14 protein-coding genes are annotated in these 16,125 nt (G+C 73.6%); 4 read left to right on the top strand and 10 right to left on the bottom strand.

The genetic code is table 11. The annotated features are described in order from the left end of the window. The 4 genes from J7523_RS04205 to rimP all read right to left on the bottom strand — a co-directional run. On the bottom strand, positions 1–287 hold a 287-nt coding region (locus tag J7523_RS04205; RefSeq protein ID WP_291882638.1), incomplete at its 3' end, for a translation initiation factor IF-2 N-terminal domain-containing protein. A 139-nt stretch (positions 288–426) separates the two neighbouring features. After that, complete coding sequence (locus tag J7523_RS04200) at positions 427–708, bottom strand: YlxR family protein (protein ID WP_363266457.1); 282 nt, start codon at positions 706–708, stop codon at positions 427–429. A gap of 134 nt (positions 709–842) precedes the next feature. After that, positions 843–1,898, bottom strand: coding sequence for a transcription termination factor NusA (nusA, locus tag J7523_RS04195; protein ID WP_291882636.1), 1,056 nt, complete (start codon positions 1,896–1,898; stop codon positions 843–845). A 1-nt stretch (position 1,899) separates the two neighbouring features. Beyond that, a complete protein-coding gene (gene rimP, locus J7523_RS04190) occupies positions 1,900–2,484 on the bottom strand; it encodes a ribosome maturation factor RimP (protein WP_291882635.1) in 585 nt (194 codons plus the stop codon). Between the two features lie 132 nt (positions 2,485–2,616). Here rimP and J7523_RS04185 point away from each other — a divergent pair, with 132 nt between their 5' ends. Next, complete coding sequence (locus tag J7523_RS04185) at positions 2,617–3,636, top strand: DUF4439 domain-containing protein (protein ID WP_291882634.1); 1,020 nt, start codon at positions 2,617–2,619, stop codon at positions 3,634–3,636. Positions 3,637–3,712: 76 nt separating this feature from the next. Here the strand turns inward: J7523_RS04185 and J7523_RS04180 are convergent, their stop codons facing one another. After that, positions 3,713–5,506 carry a proline--tRNA ligase gene (locus J7523_RS04180; protein ID WP_291882632.1) on the bottom strand — a complete coding sequence of 598 codons (1,794 nt, stop codon included), beginning with the start codon at positions 5,504–5,506 and terminating at the stop codon, positions 3,713–3,715. 78 nt (positions 5,507–5,584) lie between these two features. On the opposite strand from J7523_RS04180, the gene J7523_RS04175 reads away from it, so the two are divergent. Next, positions 5,585–6,475, top strand: coding sequence for a DNA-formamidopyrimidine glycosylase family protein (locus J7523_RS04175; protein WP_291882630.1), 891 nt, complete (start codon positions 5,585–5,587; stop codon positions 6,473–6,475). Between the two features lie 33 nt (positions 6,476–6,508). On the opposite strand, the gene J7523_RS04170 is transcribed toward J7523_RS04175, so the two are convergent. The 3 genes from J7523_RS04170 to J7523_RS04160 all read right to left on the bottom strand — a co-directional run bounded on the left by J7523_RS04170 (position 6,509) and on the right by J7523_RS04160 (position 10,029). After that, positions 6,509–7,411: a DUF4081 domain-containing GNAT family N-acetyltransferase gene (locus J7523_RS04170; protein ID WP_291882629.1), complete on the bottom strand. Its 903-nt coding sequence runs from the start codon at positions 7,409–7,411 to the stop codon at positions 6,509–6,511. 65 nt (positions 7,412–7,476) lie between these two features. After that, entirely contained in the window at positions 7,477–8,613 is a 1,137-nt protein-coding gene (gene ispG, locus J7523_RS04165; protein WP_291882647.1) for a flavodoxin-dependent (E)-4-hydroxy-3-methylbut-2-enyl-diphosphate synthase, read from the bottom strand. Positions 8,614–8,718: 105 nt separating this feature from the next. Next, positions 8,719–10,029 (bottom strand): M50 family metallopeptidase, encoded by a 1,311-nt coding sequence (locus J7523_RS04160; protein ID WP_291882627.1) that lies wholly within the window; start codon positions 10,027–10,029, stop codon positions 8,719–8,721. Between the two features lie 261 nt (positions 10,030–10,290). On the opposite strand from J7523_RS04160, the gene J7523_RS04155 reads away from it, so the two are divergent. Both J7523_RS04155 and gabT read left to right on the top strand, forming a co-directional pair. Further along, positions 10,291–12,045, top strand: a complete 1,755-nt coding sequence (locus J7523_RS04155) for an APC family permease (protein ID WP_291882626.1) — start codon at positions 10,291–10,293, stop codon at positions 12,043–12,045. Further along, complete coding sequence (gabT, locus tag J7523_RS04150) at positions 12,042–13,376, top strand: 4-aminobutyrate--2-oxoglutarate transaminase (protein ID WP_291882624.1); 1,335 nt, start codon at positions 12,042–12,044, stop codon at positions 13,374–13,376. The genes J7523_RS04155 and gabT overlap by 4 nt, the downstream gene beginning before the upstream one ends. A gap of 4 nt (positions 13,377–13,380) precedes the next feature. Here the strand turns inward: gabT and J7523_RS04145 are convergent, their stop codons facing one another. Further along, positions 13,381–14,652, bottom strand: coding sequence for a saccharopine dehydrogenase C-terminal domain-containing protein (locus J7523_RS04145; protein WP_291882623.1), 1,272 nt, complete (start codon positions 14,650–14,652; stop codon positions 13,381–13,383). Beyond that, positions 14,652–16,088 (bottom strand): aminobutyraldehyde dehydrogenase, encoded by a 1,437-nt coding sequence (locus tag J7523_RS04140; protein ID WP_291882645.1) that lies wholly within the window; start codon positions 16,086–16,088, stop codon positions 14,652–14,654. The genes J7523_RS04145 and J7523_RS04140 overlap by 1 nt, the downstream gene beginning before the upstream one ends. Between the last annotated feature and the right edge of the window lie 37 nt (positions 16,089–16,125).

The raw sequence follows: 16,125 nt of genomic DNA, 5'->3' as shown, positions 1-16,125 counted from the left end.
GAGACAGGAGCCGGTGCGGGCGTTGCCGCCGGCGCCGGAGCGGGCGCAGCCGCCGCGGGCGCGGGGGCCGGGGCAGGCGCCGGACGCGCCGGGGCCTTCGGTGCGGGTGCCGCGGCGGAGGCGCCGCCACCCACGGGGTACGTGTCGCGCAGCTTGCGCACGACGGGCGGCTCGATGGTCGAGCTCGCCGAGCGGACGAACTCACCGAGCTCGTTCAGCTTGGTCATGATGGTCTTGCTGTCGACCCCGAGCTCCTTGGCGAGCTCGTAGACGCGGACCTTGGCCACATCTCTCCCTGTCTCGGTCCGCCCGGACAGGGTCGGACCGTCGTTAGTACGACGTACTCATCGCTGGGTACTCATCGGTGCGTGCTCATCGGGAAGCCATCGGCCCTAGACCCGCTTTCCGTCTCGACGATCTGTCTCGTCACCGGGAGGACCCGGTGCCGTCGTGCGTCTCCTGCTCCGCATGCTCCTCGACGTACCGGCGGACCGCATCCGTCCCGGGCGCGCCCTGCGTCCGCAGGGACCGCCCGAACGCACGTCGACGTTCGGCGAGCTCGAAGCATGTGATGTCGGGGTGCAGCCACGCTCCCCGTCCCGGCATCGACCGGCGCTCGTCCACGACCAGCACGGGAGCACCCGAGCCGTCCGTCGAGATCACCACCCTCAGCAGGGCCGACCTCGGGCCGGCGACTCGGCACCCCACGCACGTGCGCACCGGACCCTGACGACCTGACGTGCCCGGTGGCACGACGGGATCGCTCGAGGGGTCGGGGGTGCGCCTGGACGGCGAGGAGCGCCGGGCGTCCGGCCCAGCCTCCGGAAGTCTACCGCGTCGGGTCACCGCACGGGACCGGACGTGTCCCCCGTCACGGTCGCGGGCCCAGCCTCGGCATCGGTCCCGGCACCCGTCTCGGCGTCGGAGCGGATGTCGATCCGCCAGCCGGTGAGCTTCGCGGCGAGCCGGGCGTTCTGCCCTTCCTTGCCGATCGCGAGCGACAGCTGGTAGTCCGGCACCACCACACGGGCGGCGCGCGCCTCGGGGTCGACGACCGTCACCGAGAGCACCCGCGCGGGCGACAGCGCGTGCGCGACCATCTCCGCCGGGTCGTCGGCGTGGTCGACGATGTCGATCTTCTCGCCGTGCAGCTCCGCCATGACGGCACGCACGCGGCCGCCCATCGGGCCGATGCAGGCGCCCTTCGCGTTGACGCCGGGCACGGTCGCGCGGACCGCCATCTTGGTGCGGTGGCCGGCCTCGCGGGCGATCGCCGTGATCTCGACGGTGCCGTCGGCGACCTCGGGGACCTCGAGCGCGAACAGCTTGCGCACGAGGTTCGGGTGCGTGCGCGACAGCGTCACCTGCGGACCGCGCGGTCCGCGGGCGACCTCGAGGACGTACCCGCGGATCCGGTCGCCGTGCACGTACTCCTCGCCGGGCACCTGCTCGTGCGCCGGCAGGACGGCCTCGGTGCCGCCGACGTCGACGAGCACCGTCCGCGGGTCGCGGCCCTGCTGGATGACGCCGCCGAGGACCTCCCCCTCCTTGCCGCGGAACTGGCCGAGCACCTGGTCGTCCTCGGCGTCGCGCAGCCGCTGCACGATGACCTGGCGCGCCGTCGCCGTCGCGATGCGGCCGAAGCCGGCGGGCGTGTCGTCGAACTCGGGGGTCTCGACGCCCGTGGCGTGCCCGTCCTCGTCCACGGGTGCGGGCTCGCGCGCCCACACCGTCACGTGACCCGTGCGGCGGTCCACCTCGACGCGTGCGCGCTGCGACGCACCTGGTGTGCGGTGGTAGGCGGACAGCAGCGCCTGCTCGATGGCGGAGACGAGCACGTCGAGGCTGATCTCCCGCTCGCGCTCGAGCAGCCGCAGCGCCTGCATGTCGATGTCCATGTCAGCTCTCCCGTCCGGCGGAGCCGGCCTCGTCGTCGTCCACAGGTCCGGCCTCGTCGTCGACGGGCCCCAGACCGCTCAGGTCCACCTCGACCTTGCCGTCCCGCACGCCCGCGAGCGGGACGCGCACCGGGTCGCCGACCTTGGGGCGGCGACCCTTCTGACCGGGGGTCACGGGAACCACCACGAGCGTCCCGCCGCCGTCGCCCTCGGGCTCGACGCCCGTGAGCCGGCCGCCGAGCGTGCGGCCGTCGACGAGGCGCAGCGTCACGGTGCGACCGACCGCGCGCACGAAGTGGCGGCGCTGCGTCAGCGGCCGGGAGACGCCGGGGCTCGACACCTCGAGCGTGTACTCGCCCGCGACCACGTCGTCCGCGTCGAGCGCGTCCGAGACGGCTCGCGTGGCGTCCGCGACGCGGTCGAGGTCGAGCTCGCCCTCGTCGTCCTCGCCGAGGTCCACGACCACCCGGACGACGGACCGGGCACCGGCCCGCGTCACCGCGACGTCCTCGAGGACGAGCCCGGCCGACACGACCGCGGGCTCGACGACCTCCCGGACCCGCTGTGCGGGTGCTGGCGCGACCATCTCCGTCTCCTGTCGGCTCGAGCGGGTCACGACGCTACGGACGGCTCGACCCTGTGATGTTGTGACGACCAGCGTAACGAGTCCGGCCACGCCCGTCGGCCCGCCGCCCTGCTCATGGGAGGATCGCGGGCGATGAACGACCCTCGCCACCCCCGTCCGCGCCGCACCGTCACGCGGCTCGCGGCCTCCCGTGTGATCTTCGTCGTCCTCGCGTCCGCGGCGCTCGCCGGGTGCGGGGTGCGCCTCGAGACGCCCCCTCCGGCCGAGCCGTCGCCCGACGCCGTCGAGCAGGTGCGCGCCCGCACGGTCGACGACGCGCTGCAGCTCGAGGCGGACGCGACCGCGCTGCTCGCCGCCGCGCCGCCCGAGGCCGTGCAGGCCGTCCTCACCGACGTCGTGACGTTCAGCACCGCGCACGCCGAGCAGCTCGGCGGCGAGTACGTCTCCGGCCTGCCGACGCCCACCCCGACCTCGACGCCGTCCGCCCCGCCCGCGCCCACGCTCGAGACGCTGCTCGCCGACCTCGCCACCGCCGAGCAGGCGGCCGCCGCCGACGCCGACGCCGTCACGGACGGCGACCTCGCCCGGCTCGTGGCGTCGGTCTCCGTCGCGCGCAGCGAGCTCGCCGCGCGGCTCTCCGCCGCGACGGCCCTGCCGGTGCCGCAGGAGCAGGCGGACGACTCCGCGCCCGCCCCGACGCCGACGACCGGTGCTGACGGCCCGACGGTCGCCGACCTCGACGCGCTCGCGCTCGTGCACGACCAGGCCGGGTTCGGCCTCGAGGTCGTCGCCGCGAAGCTGTCGGGCGACCAGCGGTCCGCCGCCCAGTCGTCCGCTGCCCAGCACCGCAGTGAGAGCGACGACTGGGCGCGGGCCTCCGGGTCCGCGGGCACGGCGCAGGACCCGCGACGGGCCGCCTACACGCTGCCGACCGGCATGGACGACCCCGCGGTCGCCCAGGGCACGGCCCGGTCGCTCGAGTCGAGCGTCGCCGACACGTACGCGACCGTCGTCGCACGCGTGCCCGCCGGGATGCGTGCGCCGTACGTCGACGGGTTGCGCCGCGCGACCGTCGCCGCCCGCGCGTGGGGTGCGACGCCCGTCGCGTTCCCCGGTCTGCCCGAGCAGGCCGTCCCCGCGCCGCCGGGCTGACGGCTCGAGCGCGGCTCAGCCGCCCGCGACCGGCACGACCGGATCAGCGGACCGACTGGCCGGCCCGAGGCTCCGGTCAGCCCGCGAGCAGGTCGTCGACCAGCTCGGCGACGCGGTCCGGCGCCTCGGCGAGCGGCACCTGCTCCGACGTCCCGCCGACCCGCGGCCGGACCTCCACGACGCCGTCGGCGAGCCCGCGCCCGACGACCACGACGAGCGGGACGCCGAACAGCTCGGCGTCGGCGAACTTCACGCCTGGCGACACCTTGGGCCGGTCGTCGTAGACCACCTCGACGCCGCGTGCGGACAGCGTCGTGGCGATCGACTCGGCGGCCTCGAACACCGCCTCGTCCTTGCCGGTCGCGACGACGTGCACGTGCGCCGGTGCGACGTGGGCGGGCCAGGCGAGCCCGCGGTCGTCGTGGTTGGCCTCCGCGAGAGCCGCCATGACGCGCGTGACGCCGATGCCGTACGACCCCATCGTGACGACCTGCGCCTTGCCGTTCTGGTCGAGCACGGTCAGGCCGAGTGCCTGCGCGTACTTGCGACCGAGCTGGAAGATGTGGCCGATCTCGATGCCGCGTGCGAGCTCGAGCGGACCCGAGCCGTCGGGCGCCTCGTCGCCCGCCCGCACCTCGGCGGCCTCGACCGTGCCGTCGGCCGTGAAGTCGCGGCCCGCGACCAGGTCGAACACGTGCCGACCGGGCTGGTTGGCGCCGGTGATCCACCGGGTGCCGTCGACGACGCGCGGGTCGAGCAGGTACCGCACGGCGGTCCGCTCGGCGCCCTCGGGGACCTCGACGTTCGGGCCGAGCGCGCCGGGGCCGATGTACCCGCGCACGAGCTCGGGGTGCGCCGCGAAGTCGGCGTCGCCCGCCGGCTCGACCTCGGCGGGAGCGACGGACGCCTCGAGACGCTTGAGGTCGACCTCGCGGTCACCGGGCAGGCCCACGACGACGAGCTCGCGCTCGCCGGTCGGCTGCACGAGTGCGAGCACGACGTTCTTCAGCGTGTCGGCGGCGGTCCACTCCCGGTCGGGGCGAGCGAACCGCGCGTTCGCGAGCGCGACGAGCGTGTCGATCGTCGGGGTGTCGGGCGTGTCCTCGACGTGGGCCGGGGGCGCGTCCGACCAGTCGAGCGCCGGGGGCGCGACCGTGGTCACCGCCTCGACGTTGGCCGCGTAGCCGCCGGCCGAGCGGACGAACGTGTCCTCGCCGATCGCGGTCGGCGTGAGGAACTCCTCCGAGCGCGAGCCGCCCATCGCGCCGGACGTCGCGGCGACGATCACGTACTCGAGGCCGAGCCGCTCGAAGATCCGCTGGTAGGCCGCGCGCTGGATCGCGTACGACGCGTCGAGGCCGGCGTCGTCGACGTCGAACGAGTACGCGTCCTTCATGATGAACTCGCGGCCACGGATGAGGCCCGCACGCGGGCGCGCCTCGTCGCGGTACTTCGTCTGGATCTGGAAGAGCTGCAGCGGCAGGTCCTTGTACGACGAGTACAGGTCCTTGACGAGGAGCGTGAACATCTCCTCGTGCGTGGGCGCCAGCAGGTAGTCGCCCCCCTTGCGGTCCTTGAGCCGGAAGATGTTCGGGCCGTACTCGGTCCAGCGGCCCGTCGCCTCGTACGGCTCGCGCGGCAGCAGCGCCGGGAAGTGCACCTCCTGCACGCCCGCCGCGACCATCTCCTCGCGGATCACCGCCTCGACCTTCGCGAGCACGCGCAGGCCGAGCGGGAGCCACGAGTACACGCCCGGGGCGGCGCGGCGGATGTACCCAGCGCGCACGAGCAGCCGGTGGCTGGCGACCTCGGCGTCGGCGGGGTCCTCACGCAGCGTGCGGACGAAGAGCGTGGACAGGCGCAGCAGCATGGGCCGCAGCCTAGTGTCGGCGGCCCCGTGCTCCGGAATCCGTGGCCCGTGTGGGTCCGGTGCGCCACGATGGTGCGCGTGCCGGAGCTGCCCGAGGTCGAAGCGCTCGCGCAGTTCCTGCGCGGGCGGGCCGCCGACCATGCCGTCCAGTCCGTCGAGGTCGGCGCGATCAGCGCCCTCAAGACGTTCAGGCCACCGCCCGACGCGCTCGTCGGGGGCGCGGTCGTCGACGTGACCCGGCACGGCAAGTGGCTCGACCTCATGGTCGCGACGCCGACCGGCGAGCCCCTGCACCTCGTCTGGCACCTGTCGCGCGCCGGGTGGGTGCGCTGGTCGGAGCAGCTGTCCGACCGTCCCGTCCGGCCCGGGAAGTCGCCGCTCGCCCTGCGCGTGCGGCTCGACGACGGCTCCGGCTTCGACCTGACCGAGGCGGGCACCCGCAAGCGGCTCGCGGTGCACGTGGTCGCGGAGCCGACGGACGTGCCGCAGATCGCGACGCTCGGCGTCGAACCGCTGTCCGACGAGTTCACCGTGGACAAGCTCGCCGAGCTGCTCGCCGCGAAGAACCAGCAGGTCAAGGGGCTGCTGCGCGACCAGGGCACGATCGCGGGCGTCGGCAACGCCTACTCCGACGAGATCCTGCACGCGGCGCGGATGAGCCCGTTCGCACCGACGAAGTCCTTCGACGCCGCGAAGACCGCGACGCTGCACGCGGCGATCCAGCAGATCCTCACCGAGGCCGTCGCCACGGCCTCGGGCCGCCCGGCCGCGGAGCTCAAGGACGCCAAGCGTCGGGGCATGAGGGTGCACGGCCGCACCGGGGAGCCGTGCCCCGGCTGGGACGGCATCCCGTGCGGAGACACCGTGCACGAGGTCTCGTTCGCGGACTCGTCGCTGCAGTACTGCCCGACGTGCCAGACGGGCGGCAAGCCGCTCGCCGACCGCCGGATGTCGCGGCTGCTGCGCTGAGCACAGCGCTCGGGAGAGGGCTCGGGACAGGCCTCAGAACAGGACGGTCGCGTACGTCCCGACCTGCCGGAACCCGACCGCCCGGTACGCCGCCAGCGCGCGCTCGTTGTACGAGTTGACGTAGAGCGACACCACCGGTGCCACCTCGGCCCGCGTCCTCTCGACGACCGCCGCCATCCCTCGCTCGGACAGCCGCTCACCGCGCCGGTCGGGCGTTACCCACACGCCCTGGACCTGCGCGACGCCTCCCGCGACCGCTCCGAGCTCGGCCTTGAACACGACCTGCGGCGAGCGGGCCGACGCACGCTCCTCGATCCGCACGAACGACCGCCCCGACGCGACGAGCCCGTGCACGCGCGTCTCGTACGGGCCGCCGGGACCGCTGGCGGGCGAGTAGCCGACCTCCTCGGTGAACATCCGGATGCAGGCGGGCAGCACCACGTCGAGCTCGTCGAGCCGGGACCTGCGCACGTCGGCGTCGGGCGCGACCAACGGCGTGTGGTCGATCACCATCGACGGCTGGTCGGGCCGCAGCTCACGCGCTCCGGGCCACGCGTTCCGCAGACGGTCCCACAGGCCGAGCACCGCCGCCGCGTCGCCGACGATCGACGAGCACCGTCGCCCCTGCGAGCGCGCGAGCATCGCGAACGCGTCGAGCGCGCGCTCCCGGACAGGGCCGCCGGGAAGCGGCACGACCGGCACGAGGTTCGCACCGGCCCAGCAGAGCGCGAGGAGCTCGCCGTCCTGCTCGAACCCCCACAGCGCACCGCCGGCGGCCCGCAGGCCCGACCGGGTCGCCGCCTCGACGCGCGTCGCCGCGAGCACCGCGGCGACCGCGTCCTGCGCGCACACGGCGAGCGCCGGTGCGAGGTCCGCGTCCCCCAGGACCCGTCCCCCCGCCCGGCCGTCGAGCAACATCGCACGGCGTGGACCCATGATCGGATTCTGCACCCCCGAGCCGCTCCGGACCGGCCGAACGGGCTGTGAGTGCTCCCCGGCGGTCAGCCGATGCTGACGACCGGCGCGCCCGAGCCCGACTCGACCGGGTCCATGGACTCGGCGAGGCGCATGGCCTCCTCGATGAGCGTCTCGACGATCATCGACTCGGGGACGGTCTTGATGACCTCACCCTTGACGAAGATCTGCCCCTTGCCGTTGCCGGACGCGACGCCGAGGTCGGCTTCGCGGGCCTCGCCGGGCCCGTTGACGACGCAGCCCATGACTGCGACGCGCAGCGGCACCTCCATGCCCTCGAGGCCGGCGGTCACCCTCTCGGCGAGCGTGTAGACGTCCACCTGGGCGCGGCCGCACGACGGGCACGACACGATCTCGAGCTTGCGGGGCCGCAGGTTCAGCGACTGCAGGATCTGGATGCCGACCTTGACCTCCTCGACGGGAGGCGCGGACAGCGAGACGCGGATGGTGTCGCCGATGCCCTTGCTCAGCAGCGCGCCGAACGCGGTCGCCGACTTGATGGTGCCCTGGAACGCCGGCCCGGCCTCCGTGACGCCGAGGTGCAGGGGCCAGTCGCCCCGCTCGGACAGCAGCTCGTAGGCCCGCACCATGACGACGGGGTCGTTGTGCTTGACCGAGATCTTGAAGTCGTGGAAGTCGTGCTCCTCGAACAGCGACGCCTCCCACACGGCCGACTCGACGAGCGCCTCCGGGGTGGCCTTGCCGTACTTGGCGAGCAGCCGCGGGTCGAGGGAGCCGGCGTTCACGCCGATCCGCAGCGAGATGCCGGCGTCCGTCGCGGCGCGGGCGATCTCCTTGACCTGGTCGTCGAACTTGCGGATGTTGCCGGGGTTCACCCGGACGGCCGCACAGCCGGCGTCGATCGCGGCGAACACGTACTTCGGCTGGAAGTGGATGTCCGCGATCACGGGGATCTGCGACTTGCGGGCGATGGCCGGCAGCGCGTCCGCGTCGTCCTGGCTGGGCACGGCGACGCGCACGATGTCGCAGCCCGCGGCCGTCAGCGCGGCGATCTGCTGGAGGGTCGCATTGATGTCGGTGGTCGGCGTCGTGGTCATCGACTGGACGCTCACGGGCGCGTCACCGCCGACCTCGACCTTGCCGACGCGGATCTTGCGGGTGGGGCGGCGCGGGGCCAGCACGGGCGGCGGGGCCTCCGGCATGCCGAGGCTGATCGGGATGCTCACCCGGTCATCATCGCATCGCCGCGGCGTGCGGCCCGCCCCGGACGGCTCGCACGCACAGAACCCCCACGCAGTCGCCCCCGCTCAGATCTGGACGGGGTTGACGATGTCGGCGTACACGAGCAGCAACCCGACGGCACCGAGCAGCACGAACACCGAGTACGCGAGCGGGACGAGCTTGGCCGTGTCGAACGGACCGGGTCGGGGGCGGCCACGCAGGCGGGCCACCTGCCGGCGACCGCCCTCCCACAGGGCCGCCGCGACGTGCCCGCCGTCGAGCGGGGGCAGCGGGATGAGGTTGAACGCGAACAGCGCGATGTTGAGGCTCGCGAGCATGTCGAGCAGCGCGAGCGTCTTGATCTGCCAGTCGAGGTCGTCGGTCGAGGCGATCTCGCCGGCGAACCGGCCGATGCCGACGACGCCGACCACGCTGCTCGAGTCGCGCGGCGTCCCGTTCACCTCGGACTGCACGAGGTCGACGACGCGCGCGGGCAGGGTCGCGACGACGGTGACGGTCTGCCACGTGCGGTCGACGACCGCGCCCGGGACGTCGAGCAGCGACTGCCGCCGGAGCTCCTGCTGCGGCGCGACCCCGACGAAGCCGACCTTCTGCGTCTTCGGCTCTCCGTCCGCACCGAGGACGACCTCGCCGTTGTCGTCCACCACGGGACGGTCGGCGACGACGGGCGTCACGGACAGCGTGAGCCGCTCGCCGTCGCGCTCGACGACGACGGGGACCGTCTCGTCGCCCGACGCGCGGATGAGCGGCGTCAGCTCCTCCCAGGACGAGACCGGCGTGCCGTCGTAGGACACCACCGTGTCGCCGGGCTGCAGGCCCGCGGCGGCACCGGGCGCGGCCTCGTCCGACGACGTGCACGTGCGGTCGGCCGGGGCGTCGGCCGGGATGATGCACTGGTTGACCGACGCGAGCGTCGTGCCGAGCACCGGCAGCCCGAAGCCGACGAGCGTGATCGCCATGAGCACGACCGCGATGAGCAGGTTCATCACCGGGCCGCCGAGCATCACGACGAGCTTCTTGGGCGTCGACAGGTGGTAGAACGCCCGGCCGTCCTCGCCCGGGCGGATCTCCTCGGCACTGGCCTGACGTGCGTCGCGGGCCAGGCGGCCGAGCCACGTGCGGGCCGGCGGGTTACCGACCGCCTCGTCGGGCGGGTACATGCCGACGAGCCGCACGTAGCCGCCCAGCGGGATGGCCTTGAGGCCGTACTCGGTCTCCCCCTTGACCCGCGACCACAGCGTGGGGCCGAAGCCGACCATGTAGTGGCTGACGCGCACGCCGAACCGCTTGGCGGGGACCATGTGCCCGATCTCGTGCAGCGCGATGGACAGCAGCAGCACGACGACGACCACGAGCACGCCGACCAGGTATTCCATGGACCCTCCGACGCCGCGTGCAGGGAGCGGCGCGCCCACCCGGCCGGGCGCACCGGGCAGCACATTGTCACCGATCAGCCTGGACGTCCGCTGGACGTCGCTCACCCTTCCCACGGTCGGCCCATGCCGCTACGGTTTCCCTCGTCTGGACGCCCCGAGACGCAGGAATGCGCCCCGGAGGCGCGCACGTGCAACGGATCCCATGGGTTTCCCCGCGCCGGATGCGCCGCCCCGCAGCCGGCCCGACCGATGCGAGGTCGCATGTCCGTCACCCCCACCGCCGACGCCGCACCGCTCGGCTACCCCGAGACCGCCAGCAAGGGACTCAAGGGCGGCGCGCTCGGCCTGCTGTCCAGCGTCGTCGTCGGTACCGCGTCCACCGCACCCGCGTACAGCCTGGCGGCCAGCCTCGGCTTCGTCGTCGCCGGCGGCGGTGCGCTGCTCGCGGGCGTCAAGGCGCCCGCGATCATCCTGCTGGCGTTCGTCCCGATGTACCTGATCGCGCTCGCCTACCAGGAGCTCAACAAGGCCGAGCCCGACTGCGGCACCACGTTCACGTGGGCGTCGCGCGCGTTCGGGCCGATCACGGGGTGGATGGGCGGCTGGGGCATCATCGCCGCCGACGTCATCGTCATGGCGAACCTCGCCCAGATCGCCGGGACGTACTCGTTCACGTTCCTCGGCGACCTCGGGTGGGACGCCGCGGGGAACCTCGCGGGCAGCACGGCATGGACGACCGTCGCGGGCCTCGTGTGGATCGCCGGCATGACGTGGATCTGCTACCGCGGCATCGAGGTGTCCGCGCGCCTGCAGTACGTGCTGCTGAGCATCGAGGTCGTGGTCCTGCTCGTGTTCTCGGTCGTGGCGCTCGCCCGCGTATGGAGCGGCAACGGCGTCGAGGGCTCGATCACGCCGTCGTGGTCGTGGTTCTGGCCGGGCGGGCTCAGCCTGTCCGACGTCATCGCGCCCGCGCTGCTCACCGCGGTGTTCATGTACTGGGGCTGGGACACCGCGGTCTCCGTCAACGAGGAGTCGGACGACCCCGCGCGCACGCCCGGCCGCGCGGCCGTGCTGTCGACGCTCCTGCTGCTCGTCACGTACGCGCTCGTGTCGACCGCCACGATCGCGTTCGCGGGCGTCGGCACCGAGGGCATCGGCCTCGCGAACCCCGACAACGCCGACGACGTGTTCTCGTCGATCGGCCCGGTGCTGTTCGGCGACTCGGGGATCGGCAAGATCGGCCTGCTGCTGCTGTCGGCGTCGATCCTCACGTCCGCCTCGGCCTCGACGCAGACGACGATCCTGCCGACCGCCCGCACGACGCTGTCGATGGCCGTGTACAAGGCGATCCCGCAGTCGTTCGCGAGGATCCACCCGCGGTACCTCACGCCGGGCGTCTCGACGATCGCGATGGGCCTCGCGTCGATGCTGTTCTACGCGATCTTCACGCTCATCAGCCCGAGCCTCCTGCTCGCGCTCGTCGAGTCCGTCGGCCTGATGATCGCCTTCTACTACGGGCTCACGGGCTTCGCGTGCTCGTGGTTCTACCGCCGGACGCTGCACCACACGCCCAAGACGTTCTTCACGCAGGGCGTGCTGCCGTCGGCGGGCGGGCTGATCCTGCTCGCCGCGTTCGTCTACGCGGTGCAGCAGTACGCGACGGTCGACTGGCTGCAGGACGCCGACGGGAACAACGTGACGATCTTCGGGTTCGGCGCGGTCGCCGTCGTGGGGATCGCCGCGATCCTCCTGGGCGTCGTCCTCATGGTGGTCTGGCGACTGCGGGCGCCGGCGTTCTTCCGGGGCGACACGCTCCCGCGCCGAGGGGCGCACGACCTCGTGCTCGCGGGCCCGCAGACGCTCGGCGAGACCGGCTTCCGGTTGCCCGACTCGGGGCTGCCGGGCATCGTCGTCGCGCAGAACCTGTCCAACCTGCCCGACGGCGCCACCGCCGTGAACGTGGGCACGGGCGAGGAGGTCGACGTGGACGACGCCGAGGACGGCCGGACGACGTGAGCGCCGACGTCGTCGAAGGAGTCCCGCAGAGCAGGCTGCTGCGCACCGCCGTGCCCGGGCCACTCTCGGTCGAGCTCGCCCGCCGCCGGGCGGCCGCCGTGTCCGCGGGCGTCTCGTCCGCGCTGCCCGTGTACGTGGCGCGCGCGGGCGGCGGCGTGCTCGAGGACGTCGACGGCAACCGGTTCGTGGACCTGGGTGCGGGGATCGCCGTGACGTCGGTCGGGGCGAGCGCGCCGTCGGTCGTCGCGGCCGTCGCCGCGCAGGCGGCCGACTTCACGCACACGTGCTTCATGATCGGGCCGTACGAGGAGTACGTGGCCGTGTGCGAAGCGCTCGCCCGCCTCACGCCCGGCACGCACGAGAAGCGCTCGGTGCTCGTGGGCTCGGGCGCCGAGGCCGTGGAGAACGCCGTCAAGGTCGCCCGGCGGGCCACCGGACGCGACGCGGTGCTCGTGCTCGACCACGCCTACCACGGCCGGACGAACCTCACGATGGCCATGACCGCCAAGGCCATGCCGTACAAGACGGGCTTCGGGCCGTTCGCGGGCGAGGTGTACCGCGTGCCCGCGTCGTACCCCCTGCGTGACCCTGTCGGGATGACGGGCGAGGTGGCCGCCGCCCGGGCGATCGCGGTCGCGCAGCGGCAGGTCGGCGCCGACCAGGTCGCCGCGCTGGTCGTCGAGCCGATCCTCGGCGAGGGCGGCTTCGTCGTGCCCGCTCCCGGCTTCCTGCCGGCACTGTCGCGATGGTGCACCGAGAACGGGATCGTGCTCGTCGCCGACGAGGTGCAGACCGGGTTCGCACGCACGGGCACGATGTTCGCGTGCGAGCACGAGGGAGTGGTGCCCGACCTCGTGACGACCGCGAAGGGCATCGCCGGCGGCATGCCGCTCGCGGGCGTGACGGGCCGCGCCGAGCTCATGGACGCCGTGCACCCTGGCGGGCTGGGCGGCACGTTCGGCGGCAACCCCGTGGCGTGCGCCGCCGCGCTCGCCGCGATCGCGATGTACGAGGACGACGACCTCGCGGCGGCCGCCCGCGCGGTCGAGGCGCGCGTGGTGCCACGGCTGCTGGCCCTGGAGGCACCGGGGGTGGCCGAGGTGCGCGGCCGGGGCGCGATGCTGGCCGTGGAGCTCGTCCGGCCGGGCACGCTCGAGCCCGACGGTGCCGCCGCGGCGCGCGTCGCCCGCGCGTGCGCGGCCGAGGGCGTGCTGGTGCTCACGTGCGGCACGTGGGGCAACGTCGTCCGGCTGCTGCCCCCGCTCGTCATCGGGGACGAGCTGCTGGACGACGGGCTGGACGTGCTCGAGAGGGCGCTGCTGGCCGGTTGAGCCGTCAGGCGGGCGTGCGTTCCTGCAGGCCCCACGGCGACCCGTACGGTCCCGCCAGGAGGTCGAGGAACGGCACCGCGTCGAACGCCTCCGGACCGAGCACGCCGGTCCCCTTCCACACGCCCGTGGCGAGCAGCTCCAGCGCGACGACGGGGTTGACCGCGGTCTGCCACACGACGCACTGCGCCCCGTACTCGGCCATCGACCACGCGTTGTCGACGACGTGGTGCAGGTACACCTCACGCGGCGCCCCGTCCTTGCCCGTGCCGGTGACGAGCACGCCCGCGCACGTCGAGCCCGTCATGTGCGGGCCGAGCGTCGCCGGGTCGGGCAGCACGGCGGCGACGACGTCGCGCGGGCTCACGTCGCCGCCGCGCACGTGCACCGGGGTCGTCGAGTCGAGGTGCAGCTGGTGCAGCGTGCGCAGGACCCCGATGAACTCCTCGCCGAGCCCGTACTTGAACGTCACGCGGCGCGCGTCGACCCAGCGCGGGACGAGCAGCACCTCCTCGTGCTCGACGTGCACGCACTCGACCGGGCCGATCGGGTCCGGGAAGTCGAACACCTCGGGCTCGTGGAACGGCGGCACGGTGTACCAGCCCGCGTCGACTCCCCCGCCGGCTTCCGCCCGGTCCGCCGACCAGATCACGGGCGGGTTGAGGCACTCCTCGATGGTCGTCCAGATGGAGAACGACGGCGCGAAGATCGGCTCGCCGTGCTCGTCGTGCACCACGAGGTTCGCGCCGTCGCGGACCCCGACCTCGTCGACCCGCTCGAACAGGTGGTCCGCCGCGTACCGGGCGAACACGTCGGACAGCCCCGGCTCGACGCCCATGCCCACGAGTGCCAGACGTCCCGCGTCCGTCCACGCGGCCGCCTGCGCGAACTGCTCGTCGCCGAGCTTGACCCCGGGGAGCTCGTACGGGAACTCGGGGTGCGGGTGGGACAGCGACATGGCCATGTCGAGGTAGTCCGCGCCGGCCGCGAGCGCGCCGGTGAACACGGGCATGACGAAGCGCGGGTCGACGGCGTTGAGCACGTGCGTCACCGCGTGCTCGCGGGCCAGCGCCTCGACCGCACGGGCGTCGGACGCGTCCACGGCCGCCGCGACGAACCGGCCCGAGCCGACGTCGTGCTCCCCCGCGGCCGCGACGGTCCGCTGCGCGCGTCCCAGGTCGTAGTCCGCCATGACCATGTGCTCGAAGAAACCACGCCGGGCGGCGATCCGGGCGACCGCGTCGCCGACGCCGCCGCTGCCCACCACGAGGACGCGCATCAGGCGCCGAACGCCGACATGACGTGCTTGATGCGCGTGTAGTCCTCGAACCCGTACATCGACAGGTCCTTGCCGTAGCCGGACTGCTTGAACCCGCCGTGCGGCATCTCCGCGACGAACGGGATGTGCGTGTTGATCCAGACGACACCGAAGTCGAGCGCCCGCGACATCCGCAGCGCGGTGCCGTGGTCCGACGTCCACACCGAGCTCGACAGCCCGTACCGAACGCCGTTCGCGCGCGCGACGGCCTCGGCCTCGTCGCTGAACGTCTGCACGGTGATGACGGGCCCGAAGATCTCGTCCTGCACGGCCTCGTCGTCCTGCCGCAGCCCGTCGACCACCGTGGCCTCGACGAAGTAGCCGACGTCGCCGACCCGCCCACCGCCCGCCACGACGTCCGCGTGGTCCGGCAGCCGCTCGAGGAAGCCCGTGACCCGCTCGAGCTGGTGCACGTTGTTGACCGGCCCGAACGCGACGTCGGGATCGTCGGGCGGCCCGGTGCGCTGGCCGCGCGCCGCCTCGGCGAGCGCCGCGACGAACTCGTCGTGGACCTTCTCGTGCACGAGCACACGGGTCGCGGCCGTGCAGTCCTGGCCCGCGTTGTAGTACCCGGCGGCCGCGATGCCCTCGGCGGCGTGCGCGAGGTCGGCGTCCGGGAAGACGACCACGGGTGCCTTGCCGCCGAGCTCCAGGTGCACGCGCTTGAGCCCGTGCGACGCCGCCTCGGCGACCTGCGATCCGGCGCGGACCGACCCGGTGATCGCCACCATGTCCGGCCGCGGGTGGGCGACGAGCGCGCGGCCCGTGTCCCGGTCGCCGCAGATCACGTTGAGCACGCCCGGCGGCAGGACGTCGGCGGCGACCTCCGCGAGCAGGACGCTCGACGCCGGAGTGGTGTCGGAGGGCTTGAGCACCACCGTGTTGCCGGCCGCGAGCGCCGGCGCGATCTTCCAGATGGCCATCATCAGCGGGTAGTTCCACGGCGTGACCTGTCCGACCACGCCGACCGGCTCACGGCGGACCCACGACGTGTGGCCCGCCATGTACTCCCCCGCACTGAGCCCGTCGAGCACGCGCGCGGCACCGGCGAAGAACCGCAGCTGGTCGACGCACGGCGGCACCTCGTCGGTCGCCGTCAGGTGCAGCGGCTTGCCCGTGTTCCTCGACTCCACCGCGACGAACTCCTCCGCACGGGCCTCGACCGCGTCCGCCAGTCGTAGGAGCCCGAGCTGCCGCGCGGCGGGCGTGGCGCCACCCCAGCCCGGGAACGCCGCCGCTGCCGCGGCGTACGCGGCGTCGACGTCGGCGGCACCGCTCAGGGGCGCCTGCGCGTACGTCTGCCCGGTCGACGGGTCGACCACGTCCGTGGTCCGTCCGTCGGCGGCCGCGCGCCGTTCTCCGCCGATCACGTTGAGCAGGGTCTGGCTCACGAGCACCTCCATCGCACGGGACGGTCCCGCCGCGGCGGCGCAG

Source organism: Cellulomonas sp. (assembly GCF_017744555.1).
Lineage (GTDB): Bacteria > Actinomycetota > Actinomycetes > Actinomycetales > Cellulomonadaceae > Cellulomonas.
The sequence above is the reverse complement of the archived record's forward strand: the minus strand, read 5'-3'. Positions and strand labels throughout refer to the sequence as shown.